This window comes from Bariatricus sp. HCP28S3_A7 (assembly GCF_052066375.1).
In the GTDB taxonomy this organism is placed as follows: Bacteria; Bacillota; Clostridia; order Lachnospirales; family Lachnospiraceae; genus Allocoprococcus.
This window is the reverse complement of record NZ_JBQHSG010000016.1, coordinates 36,642-56,652: the sequence shown is the minus strand read 5'-3', so window position 1 is coordinate 56,652 and position 20,011 is coordinate 36,642. Positions and strand designations below refer to the sequence as shown.

Sequence of the window (20,011 nt, the reverse complement as noted above, 5' to 3'; positions counted from 1 at the left end):
TGATTATATTGTACCACATCCGGCACATTAGAACAAGTGTTCTCTCGTATTTTTTTGCAATTCATCTCGCCACCTAAAGAGGTGGGAGAATTCTTGCTATATCTTGTTAAATGCTTCCTGAATCTTACTCATAGATTTCAACTCCTCTGTATATTGCAATTGCAGCCACATCTTTGTCTCCGCGGCCGGAAATATTGATTACGATAATTTTGTCTTTTGACATGGTTGGTGCCAGCTTCATAGCATACGCCACCGCATGTGCACTTTCAACAGCCGGTATGATTCCTTCTGTACGTGACAGATATTCAAATGCATTAACAGCCTCTTCATCGGTGATCGGAACGTACTTGGCGCGTCCTTCTTCAGCCAGCATCGCATGTTCCGGTCCGATTCCCGGATAATCCAGACCTGCCGAAATGGAATATACCGGAGCGATCTGCCCATCTTTATTCTGGCAGAAGAGAGATTTCATACCATGGAAAATTCCTTTCGTTCCTTTCGCAATTGTTGCCGCATGTTTTTCGGTATCAATTCCCAGACCTGCAGCCTCACATCCAATCAGCTGTACCTCTTTATCCGGAATAAATTCATAAAATGCACCGATTGCATTGCTGCCACCGCCGACACATGCGATCACCGCATCCGGCAGTCTTCCTTCCTTTTCCATGATCTGTTCTTTGATTTCTTTTCCGATAACCTTTTGGAAATCCCGCACGATTGTTGGGAAGGGATGTGGACCCATGACAGACCCCAGCACATAAAGTGTGTCATCCATCCGGCTTGCCCATTCACGCATCGTCTCGTTTACTGCATCCTTGAGCGTCATAGTTCCCGTTGTAACCGGATGTACTTTGGCCCCCAGGAGTTCCATGCGATACACATTCAACGCCTGACGGTCGGTATCTTCTTTTCCCATGAAAATCTCACATTCCATATCCATAAGGGCTGCTGCTGTCGCTGTCGCAACGCCGTGCTGCCCGGCTCCTGTCTCTGCAATCACCCGTGTCTTTCCCATCTTTTTTGCCAGAAGGACCTGTCCCAGGACATTGTTGATCTTATGTGCGCTTGTATGGTTCAAATCCTCCCGTTTTAAATAGATTTTCGCTCCACTCAGATCTTCTGTCATTTTTTTTGCTTCATATAGAAGCGACGGACGTCCTGCATAATTTTTCAGCAGTTTATCCAGCTCCCGGTTAAATTCCGGATCATTTTTATATTTCTCATAGGCCTCTTCCAACTCATTCACCGCATTCATCAGCGTCTCCGGAACGTACTGGCCTCCATATACTCCAAATCTTCCTTTACTCATGTTCTCTAATCCTTTCCAAAAATTCTTTTATCTTTCCGGCATCCTTCCATCCATCTATTTCCACTGCACTGCTAACATCCACCGCATACGGATGACATACCCGTATGTTGTCTATTACATTCGACGCATCCAGCCCGCCGGCAAGGAAATATGGTTTCTTCAAATCTGGGATCATACCCTTGTCAAATGTCTTCCTGTCTGCACAGACTCCGAATGATCTCCACATCCTCATTTACAAACACTCCGACTGCCGGAATATCTCTTCGCAATTCTTTTCGAAGCAACTTTGCTGTTTTACTGTCAACTTTCCGTTTGCTGTCTGCAAAAACAAATCCGACAAAATCGGGGTGAAATTCATTTACCATCGCAATGTCTTCTGCTCGTCTCAAACCACATATCTTTACTTTTACCATTCGGAATCCCTCCCGCGAAGAAGGCCTCCGTTCAGTTCCACGAGCATTGCTTTTTTATCCCGACTTCGCATCAGTGTCTCACCGATCAGCACTCCATTCACACCGGCTTCTTTGAGATTCCTGATATTCTCTGCATTTTGAATTCCACTTTCCGCCACAAACAATACATCCGGCGGAGCTAATTTTCTGAGGCGGACACTGTTTCCGATATCTACGGTAAAGTCTTTCAGATTCCGTTTGTTTACTCCGATGATTCTCGCCCCGGCTTCGATTGCGGACCGCATTTCCTTCTCGTCATGAACCTCAACCAGTGCAGATAATCCAAGTTCATCGCAGATATGAATATAATCCCGTACTGTTTCTGTATCCAGTATGGCACAGATCAGAAGTACCGCACTTGCGCCGAGCAATTTTGCTTCATATATCATATATTCATCCACTGTAAAATCTTTTCTCAGAACCGGGATCTTCACTTTACCGGTAATTTCTTTCAAATATACATTCTTTCCCATGAAATACTTTGGTTCCGTAAGGCAGGAGATTGCCGACGCACCTGCCTTTTCGTATTCTTCTGCAATCTTCAGATAAGGGAAATCCTCTGCAATCACTCCCTTGGACGGAGATGCTTTTTTCACTTCACAGATATAGTGGATCCCGGGTTCTTTCAACACTTTTTCAAATGGAAATCCGGTGTCCGTTTTGCATGAAAGTGCAAGTCTTCTTATCTCGTCCGGCGAAAGCTCTTTCTTTGCCTCTTCTATTCGAAGCCGTGTATATGCTGCTATTTTATCCAATATCATCCTGTTTTCCCCTATTCCTTTGCTGTTGCCTGGGTAGCATCACGGAATTCAATGGCGGCATCCCGGCACTCTTCGGTGACCGGTAATCTTTCATAATCTTTCTTACCACTTCCAGCGGTTTGTCTGTTTCTATTACATTTTCCTCTTTATCCTGCTCGATCACGACTTTACCGTCACTGCAGTACACGCGCATCAGAGGATCATATCCCAGGAACGAATACCTGCCCCATTTTTCCCGCCTTCAATACTTTCCAGCAGATAATACCGTTTACTCACAGCCGCAATTTTCCGAAGCAAGGTAATCGGCGTAACAACATCTGCGTAGATTTCACGGCATACCGGAATGATGTCATAATCTGATGCAAGTTTCAGGATTTCATTACAATATGGATACATGTACGCTTCTCCTGATTCAAAAAGTATTTGTTTTGTGGACCTTTTTTCATAAGCATGGCACAAAAAAAGCTCCTGTCCTCTCTTAAAGGGACAAAAGCTTAAATCTTCTGCGGTACCACCCAATTTGTCAATATACTGACCACTCTGTTATGTACTAACATACATATCTATTTGATAACGGGCTAGAATCCCGTCAGCGTCTACTCGCAAATATATGATATTCTCAAAATTTGCTTTCAAGCTGCCCCCACAAGTCCATTCAGTAAAAACTCTTGCCGCTGCCTTTCCACCATCCGGCAGCTCTCTGGGAACAAATATCTTTACCTACTCCTCTTGTTCATCGGTTTAGTGTTTTAATTCACTACAGTATATTCCGATATTTTTCAAATGTCAATTGATTTATTTTATTATAAATCTTCGTTTATATCAGAAAAGCCGGATCGCCTCATTGATATTTTTTACACCAATGATCTGTATGCCTTCGATGTTCTTCACACTGTCATAAGAGACAGCCGGCATGATACAGGTCTCAAATCCAAGCTTTTTTGCCTCCTGCACGCGCTGTTCCGGCATACTGACTGCCCGTACTTCTCCGCTCAGCCCAACCTCTCCGAATACAATCGTTCTCTCATCCAGTGGTCTGTTTTTATAGCTGGATACGATTGCCATCACAATTCCCAGATCGACCGCCGGCTCATTGATCTTAATTCCGCCTGCAATATTCACGTATGCATCATAGTTTGCCAACCGGTAACCGATCCGTTTCTCGAGTACCGCCATCAGCAAATTGACACGATTGTAATCCGTTCCAGCCGCAGTCCTCCTGGGTATGCCTAAATTACTTTCGCACACAAGAGCCTGTATTTCCAGAAGGATCGGCCTGGTCCCTTCCATGGAACATGCCACGACGGATCCCGACGCATGTTCCGGCCTGCCGTCCAGCATAAATTCCGATGCATTTTTCACCTCGCGCAGTCCGTCCTGACGCATTTCAAATACACCAATCTCATTGGTTGAACCGAAACGATTCTTCACCCCCCTGAGGATCCGGTACGATGCATGCCGGTCCCCTTCGAAATAAAGCACTGTGTCCACCATATGCTCCAATACTCTCGGACCCGCAACCGTACCTTCCTTCGTCACATGCCCTACAATAAATATCGTGATACACAGGCCTTTTGCAAGCTGCATCAGAGCATTGGTCGCCTCCCGGACCTGTGACACACTGCCCGGTGCAGACCCCACCTCTTCGCTGAACATGGTCTGAATCGAATCGATCACGACCGTTTCCGGTCTTTCTCTCTCGATTGCCTGACGGATCAGTTCCAGATTGGTCTCACAGAGCAAAAGCAGATGTTCCGTAAATTCTCCCATGCGCTGTGCACGCAGCTTGATCTGCCGCAGTGATTCTTCTCCCGAAATATAAAGCACCTTCTTCTCCGTGCGTGCCAGTTCACGGCAAACCTGCAGAAGCAATGTTGATTTGCCGATCCCCGGATCACCTCCGACAAGAATCAAAGAACCGGGAACGATCCCGCCTCCAAGCACACGATCCAGTTCATTAATATGAGTACTTACTCTCTCTTCTGCTTCCGTTTGCACCTGGGAAAGCGGAACTGCGCGTAGTTCCTTCCTGTCCTTCACGGCAACCGTTTTCGCCATCGTTACCCTTTCTTCAACAAAAGTATTCCATTCCTTGCACATGGGACACTGTCCCAGCCACTTTGACTCTTCATGTCCACAATTCTGACAGAAAAAAACTGTCTTCTTCCCTTTTGCCATATTTCCTGCTTTTCCTTTCTCACGCTGCGGTTCACAGACAGATTCAATTCCAGTGACAGGAAAAGGGCTGCATCAAACAGCCCTTCTCTCAAAATCACTATGTATCCGTGTCCTATTTCTTAACGATTTCTACTTCAACGCTTTCTTTCCCTAATTCTGCACTGATACTGAGTTTTGCACTTAAATTCGTTGACATATCTCCGACATTTACATCATTCATGTAAACTGTATATTCGCTGTCCGCTTCCAGTTCCAGCGTAATCTGCGCATCCCCTTCACCGGATACTTTGAACGAAACTACATTTTCAGAGACTTTGAAATTCTCAACGGCAGTTCCCGGCACAGATTCGTATACAAACATTCCGTTTTTCTCTAATTTGGTAATCTCTTTGAACGTCTTAACTTTATATAAATCTCCCTGAAATTCAAAACCATCTTTCTTCGTCTTTTCCGCAAGACTGTAATCTCCAAAGCTAAGTGTTCCGTCAGTCTCGCTCTTAATAAGTTCCTTGATTAATGCCATTTCCATGTTCCTCCTAATGGTATTCTCTTTTGAGTTAATCTTATTATACCATATCCCTTTTCTTTTTCTAGTTGTTTATTCCCTTTGTAGTAAATTTTATTTCTTTTTTAGAAATTCCGGCTTCCACATGATCGCCCCGTTTGATTTCACCGCTCAGGATCGCCTCCGCCAGTTTATCCTCCAGCTGATTCTGCACGGCTCTTCTAAGCGGCCTTGCACCGTATTTCTTATCCGTTCCGGTTTCGACGATGTGCTTTTTCACTGAATCGCGGATCACGAGCGTGATATCCAGCTGTTCTTTTGCACGCTGTGTCACTTCCTTGCACATCAGACCCACGATCTTCTTCATATCATTCTCACCGAGCGGGTGGAATACAATAATCTCGTCAATACGATTCAGGAATTCCGGACGAAACAGCTGCTTCACTTCATCCATAACGTTAGACTTCATGCGCTTATAATCGCCCGCCACATCTTCCTGCTGCGTAAAGCCGAGCTTCTTCGGTTCAATGATCGCTTTCGCTCCGGCATTGGAAGTCATGATGATGACTGTATTGCGGAAATCCACTTTTCTCCCCTGAGAATCTGTAATATGCCCGTCATCCAGCACCTGCAGCAGGATATTGAACACATCCGGATGTGCTTTTTCAATCTCATCAAACAGGATTACGGAATATGGATTTCTGCGCACTTTTTCACTGAGCTGTCCGCCATCATCATGTCCCACATATCCCGGAGGCGCCCCAATCATTTTTGCGACGCTGTGTTTCTCCATGTATTCTGACATATCAACCCGGATCATATCCTCTTCATTTCCAAAAAGTGCCTCTGCCAGTGCTTTCGAAAGTTCGGTCTTACCGACTCCGGTAGGCCCAAGAAACAGGAAAGAACCAATTGGCCTCTTCGGATCTTTCAGACCAACTCTTCCTCTCTTGACAGCTTTCGCCAGAGCCTTCACAGCTTCCTCCTGGCCGATGACTCTCTTCTCCAGTGTCTTTTCCAATTTTCCAAGTCTTGCCGTCTCTGTCTCGTTCAGTCTGCTCAACGGGATTCTTGTCCAGGCAGAAATCACCTCAGCCACATCCTCTTCTGTAACCGATACCTTTTTATTCTCGTGGCTCTTCTCAAACCGGGCTTTTGCCTGCTCCAGTTTCTTCATGGTTTCCTTCTGTTCCCGATGGAGGCGCGAAGCTTCTTCCATGTTCCCGGTTTTAATACAATTTTCTTTCTCGGCGCCAAGGTCCTTATAAAGTATCTCTAATTTTGCAATATTCTCCGGTACTTTGAAGCCTCTGAGCTTCACCTTGGAACAGCTTTCGTCCAACACATCAATTGCTTTATCAGGCAGAAACCGGTCATTAATATAACGGCATGACAAATGAACTGCGGCCCTCAGTGCTTCTTCTTCAATCTCCACTTCATGATGTACCTCATATTTTTTCCGGAGCCCTTTCAGGATCACAAGGCATTTTTCCTCATCCGGCTCTTCTACCGTTACCGGCTGAAAACGCCGCTCCAGCGCAGCATCTTTCTCAATATATTTGCGGTACTCCGTCAGTGTCGTCGCACCGATCAGCTGCAGCTCTCCGCGTGCGAGAGAGGGTTTCAAAATATTGGACGCATCGATAGCCCCTTCAGCCCCACCTGCTCCGATGATCGTATGCAGCTCGTCCAGAAACAGGATCACATTGCCGGATGCCTTTACTTCCCGGATCAGCTTCTTCATACGTTCCTCAAATTCACCTCTGTATTTTGATCCTGCAATCATGCCCGGAAGATCCAGCACAAGAATCCTCTTGTCCCGCATACTCTCCGGTACGATCCCGTCTGCAATCTGCATTGCAAGCCCTTCCACGATCGCAGTCTTACCGACACCCGGCTCTCCGACCAGACAAGGATTATTCTTGGTTCTGCGGCTCAAAATCTGCATGATCCTTCCGATTTCCTCCTGACGCCCGATCACCGGATCCAGCTTGCCTTCTCTGGCCTCCTCCGTCAGATCTGTGCTGTACTGTTCGAGGATTCCTCCCTGACCTTCTCCTTCACGCTGACTTTCCATATATTCTTTCGGATCCTCACCCATAGCCTGCAGAAGATCCTGAAACACCTTTTGAATATTGACATTCAAGGTCATAAGCATTTGGGTTGCCACACAGTCACCGTCTTTGAGCATCGCCAAAAGCATATGCTCCGTCCCGATCTTTCTGGATCCGAAATGTGCCGCCTCATTCTTGCTTTCCTCCAAAATGTATTCCAGTCTGGGGCTTCTTTCGATTCTTCGTCTGTCAGGTGTTCCTCCTGCCGGACTGGATATCAGCAGATCCATCGCTTTTTCCATCTGCTCTTCGTCCACTTTATTCTTGTCAAGTACCTGACCTGCAACTCCTGTATAGATTCTCTTCAATCCGAAAAGAAGATGTTCCGTCCCGATATATGGATGCCGGTTCGCCTCCGCAATCTCCTTTGCCATATTCAGCGCTTCCTGCGCCTGCTTTGTATACTGATTCTCTGTCATAACCTCGTAAGTCTCTCCTTATCTCTTATTAATCCGGTCTCACCACTCATGCAGTACTGCCGCATGACAGCCTTTACAGGCATCATTTATATTCTTCATAAATCTCATCTACCAATTCATGTACTTCTTCCCGGGTGATTCCTTTGCAGCTCCCCTTTGCCAGAAGAATCCGGAGCTGCTCCTTCATATCCTGAAGCGCCTGAATCTTATTGACATCAATACAGATCACGGCACCCTTTCTCCTGTCCAGCTGAATAAATCCTTCTTGTCTTAGTACATTATATGCTTTGTTTACCGTATGCATGTTGATCCCGATATTCTCGGCGAGTGTACGAACCGAAGGAAGCGGATCACCTTCGTGGATCGTGGACGTTGCAATCCCCATAATAATCTGATTTCTCAATTGCAAATAAATCGCTTCATCACTGTTAAAATCAATCTCTATCAGCATAAAAATTCCCTCTTTACTTTTTCTTTTGCTGTTTTTTGTTATATTCATGTTAGCACAGAAGGCATTTTTTGTAAAGTAATAAAGATGATCCCGCCATGAACCAAAAAACGATCCATCGGTTCTTTTTGGCGTATGCATGACAAAAAAGGGACTGTGCATTTCACACAATCCCTTAAATCTGTTCGGGTTAACCGACGATCAGGCCTTCTTTTTCCATCACATCAACGACTTGATTTACATATTTTTCACACAGTTCATCCGTGGTGGCTTCCACCATAACACGGATTACCGGTTCTGTTCCGCTTTCGCGTACCAGAATACGTCCGTCATCTCCAAGTGCCTCTGAAACCGCAGCAACTGCTTTTACCACTTCCGGATTCTCCCGTGCCGTCTTCTTGTCAGATACTCTCACATTCTTGAGGAGCTGCGGGTAAATGGTCACATCCTCCGTCAGCTTTGCAAGAGACTGTTTCGTCTCCATAATCACTTCCATAATCATAAGAGAAGTCAGGATTCCGTCACCGGTCGTAGCATGTTTGCTGAAAATAATATGACCGGATTGTTCGCCGCCCAGCATGAAATTATTCTGGACCATATTCTCATAAACGTATTTATCGCCAACCTTTGTCTTTTCATAACGGATTCCAACTTTGTCACACGCCTTATAAAGACCGATATTTGACATGATCGTTGTCACGATCGTATCTCCGTTAAGCTGTCCGCGCTCTTTTAAATATTTTCCACAGACATACAGAATCAGGTCTCCATCAACGACATTGCCGTTCTCATCGACTGCGATACAGCGGTCTGCATCTCCGTCAAATGCAAATCCTACATCCAGTTTCTTCTCTTTCACAAATTTCTGCAGCACTCCGATATGTGTGGAGCCACAGTTTGTATTGATGTTCGTTCCATCCGGCTCGTTGTTGATCACATAAGTCTTAGCTCCAAGTGCATCATAAACACTTTTCGCAATGGCAAATGCACTTCCGTTCGAACAGTCAAGTCCGATACGCATATCCTTGAAAGAGCGTGTGGCCAGCGAGATCAGATGTCCGATATACCGGTTTCTTCCCGCCGCATAGTCAATCGTTCTTCCAATCGCTTCCTTCTGTGCAAGCGGAATTTCTCCTGTTTCCCCATCGATATAAGCTTCAATCTTATCTTCGACTTCTGCCTCCAGTTTGTGTCCTTTTCCATTAATTACTTTGATACCGTTATCATAGAATGGATTATGGCTGGCGGAAATCATAATACCGCAGTCAAAATCTTCGGTTCTCGTCACATAAGAAACGCTGGGGGTTGTCGTTACATGCAGAAGATACGCATCTGCTCCGGAAGCAGTAAGCCCTGCTGCCAGTGCATATTCAAACATATAGCTGCTCCGTCTGGTATCCTTGCCGATCACGATTCTCGCCTTGTGCTCCTGCCCGTAATACCATCCCAGATATCGTCCAACTTTGAATGCATGCTCTACTGTCAAATTCACATTTGCTTCCCCACGGAAGCCATCTGTTCCAAAATATTTACCCATATAATTATCTCCTTCGGCCTATCTTTGGCTGATTGACCGTTTTTTTTGCACAATCAGTCACTTATGGAGTCTATTATAGCGTCCTTTTAATAATTACGCAACATATTTTCATATCTGTTTAACATTTTACACTTTGTAAGCTTACTTTTTTAAGCTTCGGAAGCGAAACGTTTACTCTGCTCCCGAATCAGTTCCATATCATCAAAATAGTTGATCTTCATGGATTCTTTCACTTCTTTCAGTGTCTGAGCAGCCACTTTCTCCGCTTCGATACTGCCTTTACGAAGGATCTCGTAAATTTCCGGTATCCTCTTCTCCAGTTCTTTTCTTCTTGCACGAATCGGCGCAAGTTCTTCCTGCATGATTGCATTCAGGAACCGTTTCACCTTCACATCCCCAAGTCCGCCTCTCTGGTAATGTGCCTTCAGCTCATCCAGGTTCTGATAGTCAGGAAGATATTTGGCAAAATGCTCATCCCGACAGAATGCATCCAGATAAGTAAACACACAGTTTCCTTCCACCTGCCCAGGATCAGATACTTTCAGATGGTTCGGATCGGTATACATACTCATAATTTTCTTCTGAACCTCTTCCTCCGTATCAGATAAATAGATACAGTTGCCGAGGGATTTACTCATTTTTGCCTTTCCGTCAATTCCAGGAAGTCTGCAGCAGCTTTCATTCTCTGGGATCAATGCTTTCGGCATTACCAATGTATCCCCGTAAACTGTGTTAAACTTATGAACGATTTCACGGCACTGTTCGATCATCGGGAGCTGATCCTCTCCGACCGGAACGGTTGTCGCTTTAAATGCTGTAATATCCGCAGCCTGACTGATTGGATACGTGAAAAATCCAACCGGAATACTTGCTTCGAAATTCCGCATCTGTATCTCGGATTTTACAGTAGGGTTTCTCTGCAGACGGGACACCGTCACCAGATTCATATAATAGAAAGATAATTCTGTTAATTCCGGAACCTGGGACTGGATAAATAATGTAGATTTTTCCGGATCCAGTCCGCAAGACAGGTAATCCAATGCCACTTCAATGATATTCTGCCGTACTTTTTCCGGATTATCCGCATTGTCTGTCAATGCCTGGGCATCTGCAATCATAATAAAAATCTTGTCATATTCTCCGGAATTCTGCAGTTCCACTCTTCGTCTCAGAGAACCAACATAATGTCCTACATGAAGACGGCCGGTCGGTCTGTCTCCTGTTAAAATTATTTTTTCCATTTTCTGTATTTCCTCTCTGCCTCTTCTTTATAATATGCTGATTCAGCCTATTCTGTCTTCTCTTCTTCTACCGGAAGTTCCGATGTACAATGAGCACATCTGGTTGCTTCGATCGGAATCTCTGAACAGCAGTACGGGCACTTCTTCGTCGTCGGTGCCGGTGCTTCTTCTGCTTCTTTTCTGAGCATTTTCGCGCTCAATGTATTCATGAGTTTCACAAAGCAGAAAATAATGAATGCCATGAGCAAGAAGTTGATCACTGCAGTGATAAAATTACCATAATTAAGATAAGACGGTTCTTCTCCCTCTGTCAGAGCAAGCTTCCATGATGAAAAGCTGATGCCTCCTGTAATCACGGTAATGACAGGCATCACAACATCTCCTACTAATGAACTCACGATACTCTGGAAGGCGCCGCCTATGATAACACCGACTGCCATATCCATGACATTACCACGGCTGATAAATTCTTTAAATTCCGCAACAAATCCTTTCTTAGCCATAATTTTTCCTCTCTTTCGTATAATACTACATGTATTCTACCGCTTTTAACTGATACAAGCAACCATTTTTTACCATGGTAAATCCCTGGTTCCCTTTACCTAAAAATCTTTATTCTTTTTATAGAATCAACTGGGCAGCAAGACCGCAGAACACACTGATTCCATATAGCGATGCTACGGTCATCAGATTCACTTTCCAGTTCTTATTTGTACGAAACAATACAAGGAGCCCCATACCGGCACAGGACAACAGCCCCGCCAGCATACTTCCCACCGAAAGAACCCCTTCCAGATAAAATGTTGTAATCATAACCGAAGATGCACAGTTTGGAACCAGCCCGATCAAAGCAGTCAGAAGGATACTTCTTACCGGATGTGCGGCTGCCGCTCTGACGACCTGTTCCATTCCGATCCCTTCTACCAGTGCATTCAATGCCAGCGTTACTAAAAAAACAAACAGCACCGTCTGCAGAGAATGTGTCACTGCGGATTTCAGGATGCTCCCCTCTTCGCAGTGGCAGTGATCCCGTTCACAGATTTCATGAATATGCAGTCCTTTCTGTGTCCCGCCAGTGCGCATTCTAACCACGATATCAACAAGGATTCCCGCTATTACACCGATGAATATCTTCACACCAAGAATCCAGACAATTTCTTTTGCTTTTGTACGCTCTGAAATGAGAATCGGCAGCATTTCGTCCGAAGTAGACAGAAATACCGCAATCATCGTTCCAATCGTTATGACCCCGCCCGAATAAAGGCTTGCCGCAGCAGCCGAAAATCCGCACTGTGGGACAACACCAAGGATTCCCCCGATCAGCGGTCCCTTTTTACCTGCTCCAAGCAACATATTCACAGTCTTTTCCCCTGCTTTATTTTCCAGGTACTCCATTGCCAGATAAGTCAGAAACAAAAACGGAATCAGTTTCGCCGTATCAATCACTGCATCCATAAAAATATCTATCATAAGCTCCATATCATCCACCCTTTCCGAATGGTGTATATTCTACCTTACCACGGGACGAAAATCAAGGGAAAAATGAGCAATTCATTTTTCCCTTGACCATATCTTTTATTTTGTTTTCAGAGTCCTCATCGAATTCAGGATCGCAATTACTGAAACTCCGACATCCGCAAATACTGCTTCCCACATATTCGCCATGCCGAGCGCTCCAAGGAACAGAACCAGAGCCTTCACAGTCAGTGCAAATACAATGTTCTGTTTTACGATCTTCATTGTCTGACCGGCGATCCGGATGACAGACGGAATTTTCATGATATCGTCATCCATCAGAACAATGTCCGCAGCTTCGATCGCCGCATCCGATCCCATGCTTCCCATCGCAATTCCAATGTCCGCTCTTCCCAGCACCGGTGCATCGTTAATACCGTCACCGACAAATCCCAGACGTTCCTTCTCTCCAAGTTCTGCAAGAAGACCTTCCACTTTCTCGACTTTATCACCCGGGAGCAGTTCGGTGTAGACCTGATCGATCCCCAACTCCGCTGCAACCGCTTCTCCGACCTCTCTGCGGTCTCCGGTGAGCATGACCGTCTTCCTTACACCGCTGTTCTTGAGCTGCCGGATTGCCCGCTTTGCTTCCGGTTTCACCGTATCTGCGATCACGATCGCTCCGAGGAACAGATTCTGTTTTGCCACATATACGACGGTTCCCGCCTCATCGCACGGCTCATACCAGATTCCTTCCCGTTCCATCAGCTTTGCATTTCCGGCATAAACGATCTCGCCGTCGATCACAGAGCGGATTCCATGACCCGGGATTTCTTCACTGTCTTTCACCCGCTCCATGGAAAGCTCCTCTTGACATGCTGCACGCAACGCTCCTGCGATCGGATGATCGGAATACCCTTCCGCCAGTGCCGCAAGCTCCAGGATTTCCGACTCATTTCCCTCATTTACAATGACCTTGTTCACGGCAAATTCTCCCCGCGTCAAAGTACCTGTTTTATCAAAAACGATCGTCTTCATCTCAGACAGGATTTCCAGATAATTGCTTCCTTTGACCAGCACGCCCTGTCTGGAGGCAGCGCCGATCCCGCCGAAGAATCCGAGCGGCACGGAGATTACAAGTGCACACGGGCAGGAAATAACCAGAAAAATGCAGGCCCGCTTCAGCCATTCTGTAAACGGCTGTCCGAACAGAAGGATAGGAAGTATCGCCAGCAGCACTGCGGCACATACTACCACAGGTGTATAATATTTCGCAAATCTGGTGATAAAATTCTCTACTTTCGCCTTCTTGCTGCTCGCATTTTCCACAAGCTCAAGGATCTTGGAAACAGTAGAATCGTCAAACTCTTTTGTGACCTGTACTTTTAAAAGTCCGCTTCCGTTCACACATCCGCTGATGATCTCGCTTCCTTCCCGTACTTCACGGGGTACCGATTCTCCGGTGAGTGCCGATGTATCGATAAAAGAATTCCCGGAAAGAACGATTCCGTCAAGCGGAATTCTTTCGCCGGCTTTGATAACAATCACATCTCCGATCCCCACATCATCCGGATCCACCTGTGCCAGTTGTCCTTCCTGCTCGATATTCGCATACTCCGGACAGATATCCATCATCTCACTGATCGACTGACGAGATTTGCCCACCGCATAACTCTGGAACAACTCTCCCACCTGATAGAACAGCATTACAGCTACCGCTTCCGAATACTCTCCGACTCCCAGCGCTCCAAATGTGGCAATACACATCAGAAAATTCTCATCAAATACCTGCCCGTGGCAGATATTTCTGATTGCCTTGTAAATGATATCCCATCCAATGATCGCATAAGGGACCAGAAAAAGGAGGAACTTCACCGGCCATGGTGTCTGGAACTCCAATTTTCCCATATGTTCCAGTACAAAAAGCGGTATATAAATGATTGCTGCTGCTATAATACGATAAAGCACTGTTTTCTGTTTCTTCGTCATCTCCTGCACCTCTTAGCCTGACTTTCTTGCCTTCATCCGTTACAGCTGAATCTGACAGTCCGGCTCCACTTTCTTACATACTTTCACAACTTCCTGCATAATCTCATCAAATCTGGCATCGTCCGCATCAATTGTCAGCTTCTGCATCATAAAGCTTACCGTTGCATCATTCACGCCATCCAGCTTCTTGATTGCAGCTTCCATCTTCGCCGCACAATTTGCACAATCCAGATCTACCATTTTAAATTTTTTCTTCATATGTATAATCCTCCTGAAAATATTTTTGAACATATGAGCAATTGTTCATATGTTTATAATACTCTCACTTTCCGGAATAGTCAAGACCTGATTTATATAATACTTATATATATCAATACCACAAATGAATTTCTTTTTCATTTATCACAACACATGAGCAAGAACAAAAAGACAGTGGGAGGTGTGCCTCATATACAGGGCACACCTCCCACCGTCCAAGACGATCCATTTACCACCAACACCTTTTCTCACCATAACACCGTAAATTACCACCAGATCAGATAAATCAGCGTCAGCGTCAGACCGATACAAAAGAGCATCAGGCCAAATGACAGGCTTCGTTCAATAACCCGGTTATTTTCCTTAAACTCTTCATTTCTCACTGCCATCTCGTGAACATAGTCACGATAAACAGGATGTTTTCTCCGGACAGTATGATTCTTCACAGTTTGCACGGCATTCAGTATTTTTCCAAGTATTTCGGTTAGTATATTTCCTTCTTCACGTTCATGAGGCAACGGACTGTCATGGTAAATGGTTTTCCGCAAAAGCACAACAATCCCATCCAATATGGTATCCAAAATTCTGCTTAATATTCTTCCTGCCGACGGAAGAATTCCCAGGACCACAGGACGATAGATCAGATTTTCCAGATCCAGCCATTTTGGCCACAGATCTACATACTGTACCGTTCCATTTTCCATCTTTCTCATAAGAACTTTCCGTACGATCAGAACATAGACCGCTGCCCCGATTCCGACAGAGATCACCATTCCAAGGAGATTTTCCGGTGCGAAATAGCTCACACGCTCTCCTGTTTCCTGCAGATTCATGAAGCTCTGTGCATAGGTGGCTGCACGATCCATCAGACTATGCGGGAACAATCCCCAGATCAAAAGAATCACAGCACTTGCAGCAAGGGCGAATCCGGATTCCCGATTCATAAACTTCTCAGTCTCATCAAAGGATTTCTGTTTTTCAGAATCTGTGTTTTCTTCTACAAAAACTGCCACATAAAGCTTCGTCATATAAGCAACAGTCAGCCCGCCGGAAATCAGGAACAGGATCTCGATCATTTTCCCCGGCATTCCTCCGCCGAATTCCACGATACTCTCATGAAGCAGCATTTTGCTGATATAGCCGCTGAAGAAAGGAATTCCCGCGATAGCAAGTGCTCCTGTCAGAAAGATTCCCTTGAAAAGCGGCTTGTTTCGTCCAAACCCGCGGATTTCGTTTAAATTCAGTGCATGCGTATTCATGTAAATTACGCCTGCTGCCATAAAAAGCACCAGTTTGATCAGAGAATGATTGACCATATGGAGAAAGGTTCCGTGCACGGCAAGCGCCTGTTCCGTTTCCAACAGTCCCTGCATGCCGATGCCCACCAGAATAAATCCAACCTGGGACATGGAGGAACACGCCAGCGTCCTCTTGATATCCACTGAGAATAACGCAAGGAGTGCTCCCATAAACATCGTCACAACTCCAATCGCAAGAATCAGCTTTCCCCATACGCCATCTCCGAAAAACAGCTGACAGCTGATGATCAGAATTCCAAATATTCCTGTCTTTGTAAGAATTCCGGAGAGCAGCGCAGAAGCCGGTGCCGGTGCTGCAGGGTGTGCCTTTGGGAGCCAGATATGAAGCGGGAATGCTCCGGCTTTTGCCCCGAATCCAACCAGAAGACAGGTCCCCGCCACATAAAGCAGGCTTTTATCCGCACACGCTGCGGATGCCGGAAGCATTTCAGCGATCACCAGAGTTCCCAATTCATGGTAGAGCAGGAACAATCCCATCAGCATGACCATACCGCCGGTCACCGCAACAGCCAGATACGTCTGTGCCGCCCGGATTGCATCCTCCGTCTCTTCCTGAACGACCCATACATAGGAAGTAAAGGACATAATCTCGAAGAATATAAATGTAGTATAAAGATCAGCCGAATAAAAGATTCCCATCGTTGCCCCCAAAGTCCAGAGCAAGAACAGGTAGAATCTGTTTTTGTTTTCATGATTCCGGAAATATTCTCTGGAAAAAACAGTCACCATCATCCACATCAAAGAAGCAATGCATCCGTAAATTCCTCGGAAACCGTCCAACGCAAACCCGAGTCCGAATCCACAGATTCCCGGTACCTGAAGCTCTGCACCGTCCACAGTCATAAGCGCTGCCGCTGCCAGGAATTCGCTGACAGTGATAAAATCTGCCAGATAATCTCTGCATATTTCCCGGTATTTTCCCGCCAAATACACCAGAATTCCTCCCAGAAACGGATAAAACACCAGAATGGCAAGTAATATATTTCTATTCATGATCTTCCCTCCTTAAAACACCGAAACCACCTGACGGAACAGTTCCAGCAGAGGTGCCGGGTGCAATCCGAAGCAGAACATAGCCACAGCGAAAACCGTCAACGGCAGAATCATCATCCAGTTTGGATCCTTCACGTCCCGGATCGTTCCGTAATCGAACTGTTTTCCCGGGAAGAAGGCGCGTACCGAAATTGAGAGCATATAGATTGCTGTGAGAAGTGCCGATATCAGTAATGCCGCGACACCCACATAGGCCAGCGGCATCCTGGATGCGACTGCAGCCTTCACCAGATTCCATTTACTGACAAATCCACAAAGTCCCGGAACTCCCATCAGAGCCATGCCGGATATCGTGAACAGAACAAAAACCTTCGGCATTTTGTGAGCAAATCCATCCAGCTCATAAATATACGTTCTTCCTGTCTGGTACATCACCGCACCGGCACAGAAGAAAGAACAAATCTTCATCACGGAATGGAATACCATATGGCTCAGTGCACCGGTCAGTCCCAGCGGGCTCATCAATACCACACCAAACAGAATGTAGGACAGATTACTCACCGTAGACCAGGCCAGACGGCGCTTGATATGTGTTTCCTTCAGTGCCCGGCTGCATCCGTAAACGATCGTAATGATCACCAGCGTCATAACCGCCTTCTGCGCCCAGGTTCCCCTAAGAAGTTCTGTTCCGAAACTATAATAGGTCACGCGCATCAGTGTAAATGCTCCTGTATTTACCACCGCCACCGCATGAAGCAGCGCCGTCACCGGTGTCGGCGCAACTCCCGCTTTCGGAAGCCAGGAAGAAAACGGCCACATTGCCGTTTTGACACTGAATCCGCAGAAACAAAGAACATATATAATGAGCAACAGATTCGTCTTATCTCCTACTTTCGCCAGATCGATCACACCGCCCGGGACAAAATTGGAAGTCGTTCCATAACTCAGAATAAAAATCATGCCGATAAAGGCAAAAGCCGCACCACCGGTCATATAGTAGAAATACGTCCGGCTTGCGTGGATCGCCTCACGGGTAAGGGTATACATGATCAACGGAAGCGTGATCAGACTTAGCATTTCAAAAAAGAAATACATCGTCACGATATCCTCCGCGAGAGCTATCCCCAGAGTTACTCCATAAGTAATCGTGTAAAACATAAAGAAATATTTTTCATGCTTCTCATGTTTCATATATTCAAACGAGTACAAAACTGACAAAGGCCATAATGCGGAAATAAGACCTGCAAATATCCTTCCCAGTCCATCCAGTCGGAAACTGACACTAAGATTTCCTGTGAACTTAAACAGAACCAGTGCATTCTGCGGAGGATTTGCCAACATCAGGAACACCAGAATCGTGTTTAGAAGTACCGCCGTTTCAATATAGATCATCATCTGTCTTCGATTCCGAAACGGGAGCAAAGGAATCAGTACCCCCGAGAGCATCGGTAAAAGTACAACGATCATCATAATCATCTTATTCATATCCTCTCCTCCTCTCTACATCACAGCTACTGCGATCCTTCTCACATACTCAATCAGCGGATTGGGCCAAATGCCAAGTACCAGTGCAAGCGCCGCCAGCACGATCAGCGGAATCAGCATCGCCGCATGTGGTTCCTGTTTATCAGCTTCTTCCCGTAATTCTTTCCCCGGGAAAAAACCGTTCATAACAACAGGTAGAAGATAACCTGCCGTCAAAAGTGCACTCAACAGAAGAATGACCGGTCCGATCCATCTAAAAATCCCTACTTCTGCCTGAAGCGCACCTTCTGCAAGATACCACTTGCTGATAAAGCCACTTGCCGGAGGAATCCCAATCAGTGCCAGCGAGGCAAAGGTATAACACCATAAAGTAACCGGCATTTTTCTTCCGATTCCCCGATACTCCTCCACACGGGTTTTCCCGGTCTGGAAAATGAAGATCCCGGCAGTAAGAAACAATGCGCATTTCACAAATGCGTGGAACACCGTGTGCAGAAGCGCACCTTCCATCGCCGTCGGGGTTAGAAGTGCAAGTCCAAACAGAACATAGGATATCTGGCTCACCGTCGAATATGCCAGCCTTTTCTTAAAAACAGGCTCACCGTACGCCAGCATGGATCCCATAAATATCGTGATCAGCGTTAGCACGATCCAGGCCGTCTGTACCCAGGTTCCCCGGATAAAATCCGTGCCCACAATATAATAGACCACGCGAATAATTGCCAGGACCCCGGATTTCACGATGATTCCGGACAATGCAGCCGAAGCCGGTGCAGGTGCCACCGGATGTGCCGCCGGAAGCCATGCGTGAAGTGGAAACATGCCCGCCTTTGCCCCAAAACCGATCAACATAACGAACACTGCTGCCAGCAGAATCTCCTGGTTTCCCTGAGCCAGTATTCTATTCAGCGTACCGCCCGCTGTGAATGTGAGCGTATCACAATAGCGATACAGGAAGAATATTCCAAAAAGGCCGAGATATGCACCGCACATGGAATAAAACAAATATTTCAGTGCTGCCATGATCGCTTCCCGCGATCCATTGTGAAGTACAAGCGGAACCGATGCCAGTGTCATCAATTCGTAGAAGAAATACATCGTCACAAGATTTCCCGAGAAATCAAGCGCTACAAGAATACCAAATACTATCAGATACGATCCAAAATATCTTTTTTCTTCTCCCTCATGTTTCATATAAATAAAAGAGTAGATTCCGGCTGCTACCCACACCACACTGACGATCGTGACGAACAGTCTGCCCACATCATCAATGCGAAAACAGATCGGAATATCCTTCATCAAATGAAACACAATCAGGCTGCGATCTCCCGTCCACGCAAGGCCTGCCGCCGAAACAGCCGTCAGAACCAGCACGGTCCCGGTCAAAATATGAATGCGCTTCAGATTCCCTTCGGATGGTGCAAATCCCGCAGTTTTTCCATTGCCGTGCCGTTTTGCTGCCCGAACATATTCCAGAAATGCCGAACTCAGGAGCCCGCTTCCTGCAATGACAGGCAGAAGAATCGGAAATAAAATCCATTTATCCAT

Annotated in this window: 17 protein-coding genes, 1 pseudogene and 1 other annotated feature; all 18 genes and pseudogenes read right to left on the bottom strand. The window is 46.0% G+C overall.

The window, feature by feature from the left end; translation table 11 throughout:
* Nucleotides 1–124: 124 nt before the first annotated feature.
* Nucleotides 125–1,309, bottom strand: a complete 1,185-nt coding sequence (trpB, locus tag ACTNA4_RS11365; protein WP_441030125.1) for a tryptophan synthase subunit beta — start codon at nucleotides 1,307–1,309, stop codon at nucleotides 125–127.
* A complete protein-coding gene (locus ACTNA4_RS11360) occupies nucleotides 1,302–1,541 on the bottom strand; it encodes a hypothetical protein (protein WP_441030123.1) in 240 nt (79 codons plus the stop codon). Before ACTNA4_RS11360 ends, trpB begins: the two co-directional genes overlap by 8 nt.
* Entirely contained in the window at nucleotides 1,492–1,722 is a 231-nt protein-coding gene (locus ACTNA4_RS11355) for a hypothetical protein (protein WP_427807025.1), read from the bottom strand. Before ACTNA4_RS11355 ends, ACTNA4_RS11360 begins: the two co-directional genes overlap by 50 nt.
* Nucleotides 1,716–2,522 (bottom strand): indole-3-glycerol phosphate synthase TrpC, encoded by an 807-nt coding sequence (gene trpC, locus ACTNA4_RS11350; protein ID WP_441030121.1) that lies wholly within the window; start codon nucleotides 2,520–2,522, stop codon nucleotides 1,716–1,718. The genes ACTNA4_RS11355 and trpC overlap by 7 nt, the downstream gene beginning before the upstream one ends.
* A gap of 52 nt (nucleotides 2,523–2,574) precedes the next feature.
* A pseudogene (locus tag ACTNA4_RS11345) lies at nucleotides 2,575–2,918 on the bottom strand (anthranilate synthase component I); the annotation flags it as partial.
* An 83-nt stretch (nucleotides 2,919–3,001) separates the two neighbouring features.
* Nucleotides 3,002–3,268 (bottom strand) — a binding site (T-box leader).
* Nucleotides 3,269–3,344: 76 nt separating this feature from the next.
* A complete protein-coding gene (gene radA / locus ACTNA4_RS11340; protein WP_427807024.1) occupies nucleotides 3,345–4,700 on the bottom strand; it encodes a DNA repair protein RadA in 1,356 nt (451 codons plus the stop codon).
* Between the two features lie 112 nt (nucleotides 4,701–4,812).
* Nucleotides 4,813–5,223, bottom strand: a complete 411-nt coding sequence (locus tag ACTNA4_RS11335; protein WP_427807022.1) for an endosialidase — start codon at nucleotides 5,221–5,223, stop codon at nucleotides 4,813–4,815.
* 67 nt (nucleotides 5,224–5,290) lie between these two features.
* Nucleotides 5,291–7,738, bottom strand: coding sequence for an ATP-dependent Clp protease ATP-binding subunit (locus tag ACTNA4_RS11330; protein WP_441030119.1), 2,448 nt, complete (start codon nucleotides 7,736–7,738; stop codon nucleotides 5,291–5,293).
* Nucleotides 7,739–7,820: 82 nt separating this feature from the next.
* Nucleotides 7,821–8,189 carry a GntR family transcriptional regulator gene (locus ACTNA4_RS11325; protein ID WP_427807020.1) on the bottom strand — a complete coding sequence of 123 codons (369 nt, stop codon included), beginning with the start codon at nucleotides 8,187–8,189 and terminating at the stop codon, nucleotides 7,821–7,823.
* Between the two features lie 187 nt (nucleotides 8,190–8,376).
* A complete protein-coding gene (gene glmM, locus ACTNA4_RS11320) occupies nucleotides 8,377–9,723 on the bottom strand; it encodes a phosphoglucosamine mutase (RefSeq protein ID WP_427819672.1) in 1,347 nt (448 codons plus the stop codon).
* Nucleotides 9,724–9,872: 149 nt separating this feature from the next.
* Entirely contained in the window at nucleotides 9,873–10,964 is a 1,092-nt protein-coding gene (gene trpS / locus ACTNA4_RS11315) for a tryptophan--tRNA ligase (protein ID WP_427807018.1), read from the bottom strand.
* A 47-nt stretch (nucleotides 10,965–11,011) separates the two neighbouring features.
* A complete protein-coding gene (gene mscL / locus ACTNA4_RS11310) occupies nucleotides 11,012–11,467 on the bottom strand; it encodes a large conductance mechanosensitive channel protein MscL (RefSeq protein ID WP_427807017.1) in 456 nt (151 codons plus the stop codon).
* Between the two features lie 118 nt (nucleotides 11,468–11,585).
* Nucleotides 11,586–12,443 carry a putative manganese transporter gene (locus ACTNA4_RS11305; RefSeq protein WP_441030117.1) on the bottom strand — a complete coding sequence of 286 codons (858 nt, stop codon included), beginning with the start codon at nucleotides 12,441–12,443 and terminating at the stop codon, nucleotides 11,586–11,588.
* 96 nt (nucleotides 12,444–12,539) lie between these two features.
* Nucleotides 12,540–14,408 (bottom strand): heavy metal translocating P-type ATPase, encoded by a 1,869-nt coding sequence (locus ACTNA4_RS11300; RefSeq protein ID WP_441030116.1) that lies wholly within the window; start codon nucleotides 14,406–14,408, stop codon nucleotides 12,540–12,542.
* Between the two features lie 39 nt (nucleotides 14,409–14,447).
* Nucleotides 14,448–14,666 (bottom strand): cation transporter, encoded by a 219-nt coding sequence (locus ACTNA4_RS11295; RefSeq protein ID WP_427807014.1) that lies wholly within the window; start codon nucleotides 14,664–14,666, stop codon nucleotides 14,448–14,450.
* Nucleotides 14,667–14,932: 266 nt separating this feature from the next.
* A complete protein-coding gene (locus ACTNA4_RS11290) occupies nucleotides 14,933–16,978 on the bottom strand; it encodes a complex I subunit 5 family protein (RefSeq protein ID WP_441030114.1) in 2,046 nt (681 codons plus the stop codon).
* A 12-nt stretch (nucleotides 16,979–16,990) separates the two neighbouring features.
* Nucleotides 16,991–18,463: a complex I subunit 5 family protein gene (locus tag ACTNA4_RS11285; RefSeq protein ID WP_427807012.1), complete on the bottom strand. Its 1,473-nt coding sequence runs from the start codon at nucleotides 18,461–18,463 to the stop codon at nucleotides 16,991–16,993.
* Nucleotides 18,464–18,478: 15 nt separating this feature from the next.
* On the bottom strand, nucleotides 18,479–20,011 hold the full coding sequence (locus ACTNA4_RS11280) for a complex I subunit 5 family protein (protein WP_427807011.1): 1,533 nt from the start codon (nucleotides 20,009–20,011) through the stop codon (nucleotides 18,479–18,481).

Bases quoted from the DNA above. Each gene is read 5' to 3' on its own strand.
- ACTNA4_RS11295 (WP_427807014.1), bottom strand. From the start codon at position 14,666: ATGAAGAAAAAATTTAAAATGGTAGATCTGGATTGTGCAAATTGTGCG.
- ACTNA4_RS11290 (WP_441030114.1), bottom strand. From the start codon at position 16,978: ATGAATAGAAATATATTACTTGCCATTCTGGTGTTTTATCCGTTTCTG.
- ACTNA4_RS11335 (WP_427807022.1), bottom strand. From the start codon at position 5,223: ATGGCATTAATCAAGGAACTTATTAAGAGCGAGACTGACGGAACACTT.
- trpS (WP_427807018.1), bottom strand. From the start codon at position 10,964: ATGGAAAAAATAATTTTAACAGGAGACAGACCGACCGGCCGTCTTCAT.
- radA (WP_427807024.1), bottom strand. From the start codon at position 4,700: ATGGCAAAAGGGAAGAAGACAGTTTTTTTCTGTCAGAATTGTGGACAT.
- ACTNA4_RS11305 (WP_441030117.1), bottom strand. From the start codon at position 12,443: ATGGAGCTTATGATAGATATTTTTATGGATGCAGTGATTGATACGGCG.
- ACTNA4_RS11360 (WP_441030123.1), bottom strand. From the start codon at position 1,541: ATGAGGATGTGGAGATCATTCGGAGTCTGTGCAGACAGGAAGACATTT.
- mscL (WP_427807017.1), bottom strand. From the start codon at position 11,467: ATGGCTAAGAAAGGATTTGTTGCGGAATTTAAAGAATTTATCAGCCGT.
- ACTNA4_RS11330 (WP_441030119.1), bottom strand. From the start codon at position 7,738: ATGACAGAGAATCAGTATACAAAGCAGGCGCAGGAAGCGCTGAATATG.
- ACTNA4_RS11280 (WP_427807011.1), bottom strand. From the start codon at position 20,011: ATGGATAAATGGATTTTATTTCCGATTCTTCTGCCTGTCATTGCAGGA.
- ACTNA4_RS11355 (WP_427807025.1), bottom strand. From the start codon at position 1,722: ATGGTAAAAGTAAAGATATGTGGTTTGAGACGAGCAGAAGACATTGCG.
- ACTNA4_RS11285 (WP_427807012.1), bottom strand. From the start codon at position 18,463: ATGAATAAGATGATTATGATGATCGTTGTACTTTTACCGATGCTCTCG.
- ACTNA4_RS11300 (WP_441030116.1), bottom strand. From the start codon at position 14,408: ATGACGAAGAAACAGAAAACAGTGCTTTATCGTATTATAGCAGCAGCA.
- trpB (WP_441030125.1), bottom strand. From the start codon at position 1,309: ATGAGTAAAGGAAGATTTGGAGTATATGGAGGCCAGTACGTTCCGGAG.
- glmM (WP_427819672.1), bottom strand. From the start codon at position 9,723: ATGGGTAAATATTTTGGAACAGATGGCTTCCGTGGGGAAGCAAATGTG.
- trpC (WP_441030121.1), bottom strand. From the start codon at position 2,522: ATGATATTGGATAAAATAGCAGCATATACACGGCTTCGAATAGAAGAG.
- ACTNA4_RS11325 (WP_427807020.1), bottom strand. From the start codon at position 8,189: ATGCTGATAGAGATTGATTTTAACAGTGATGAAGCGATTTATTTGCAA.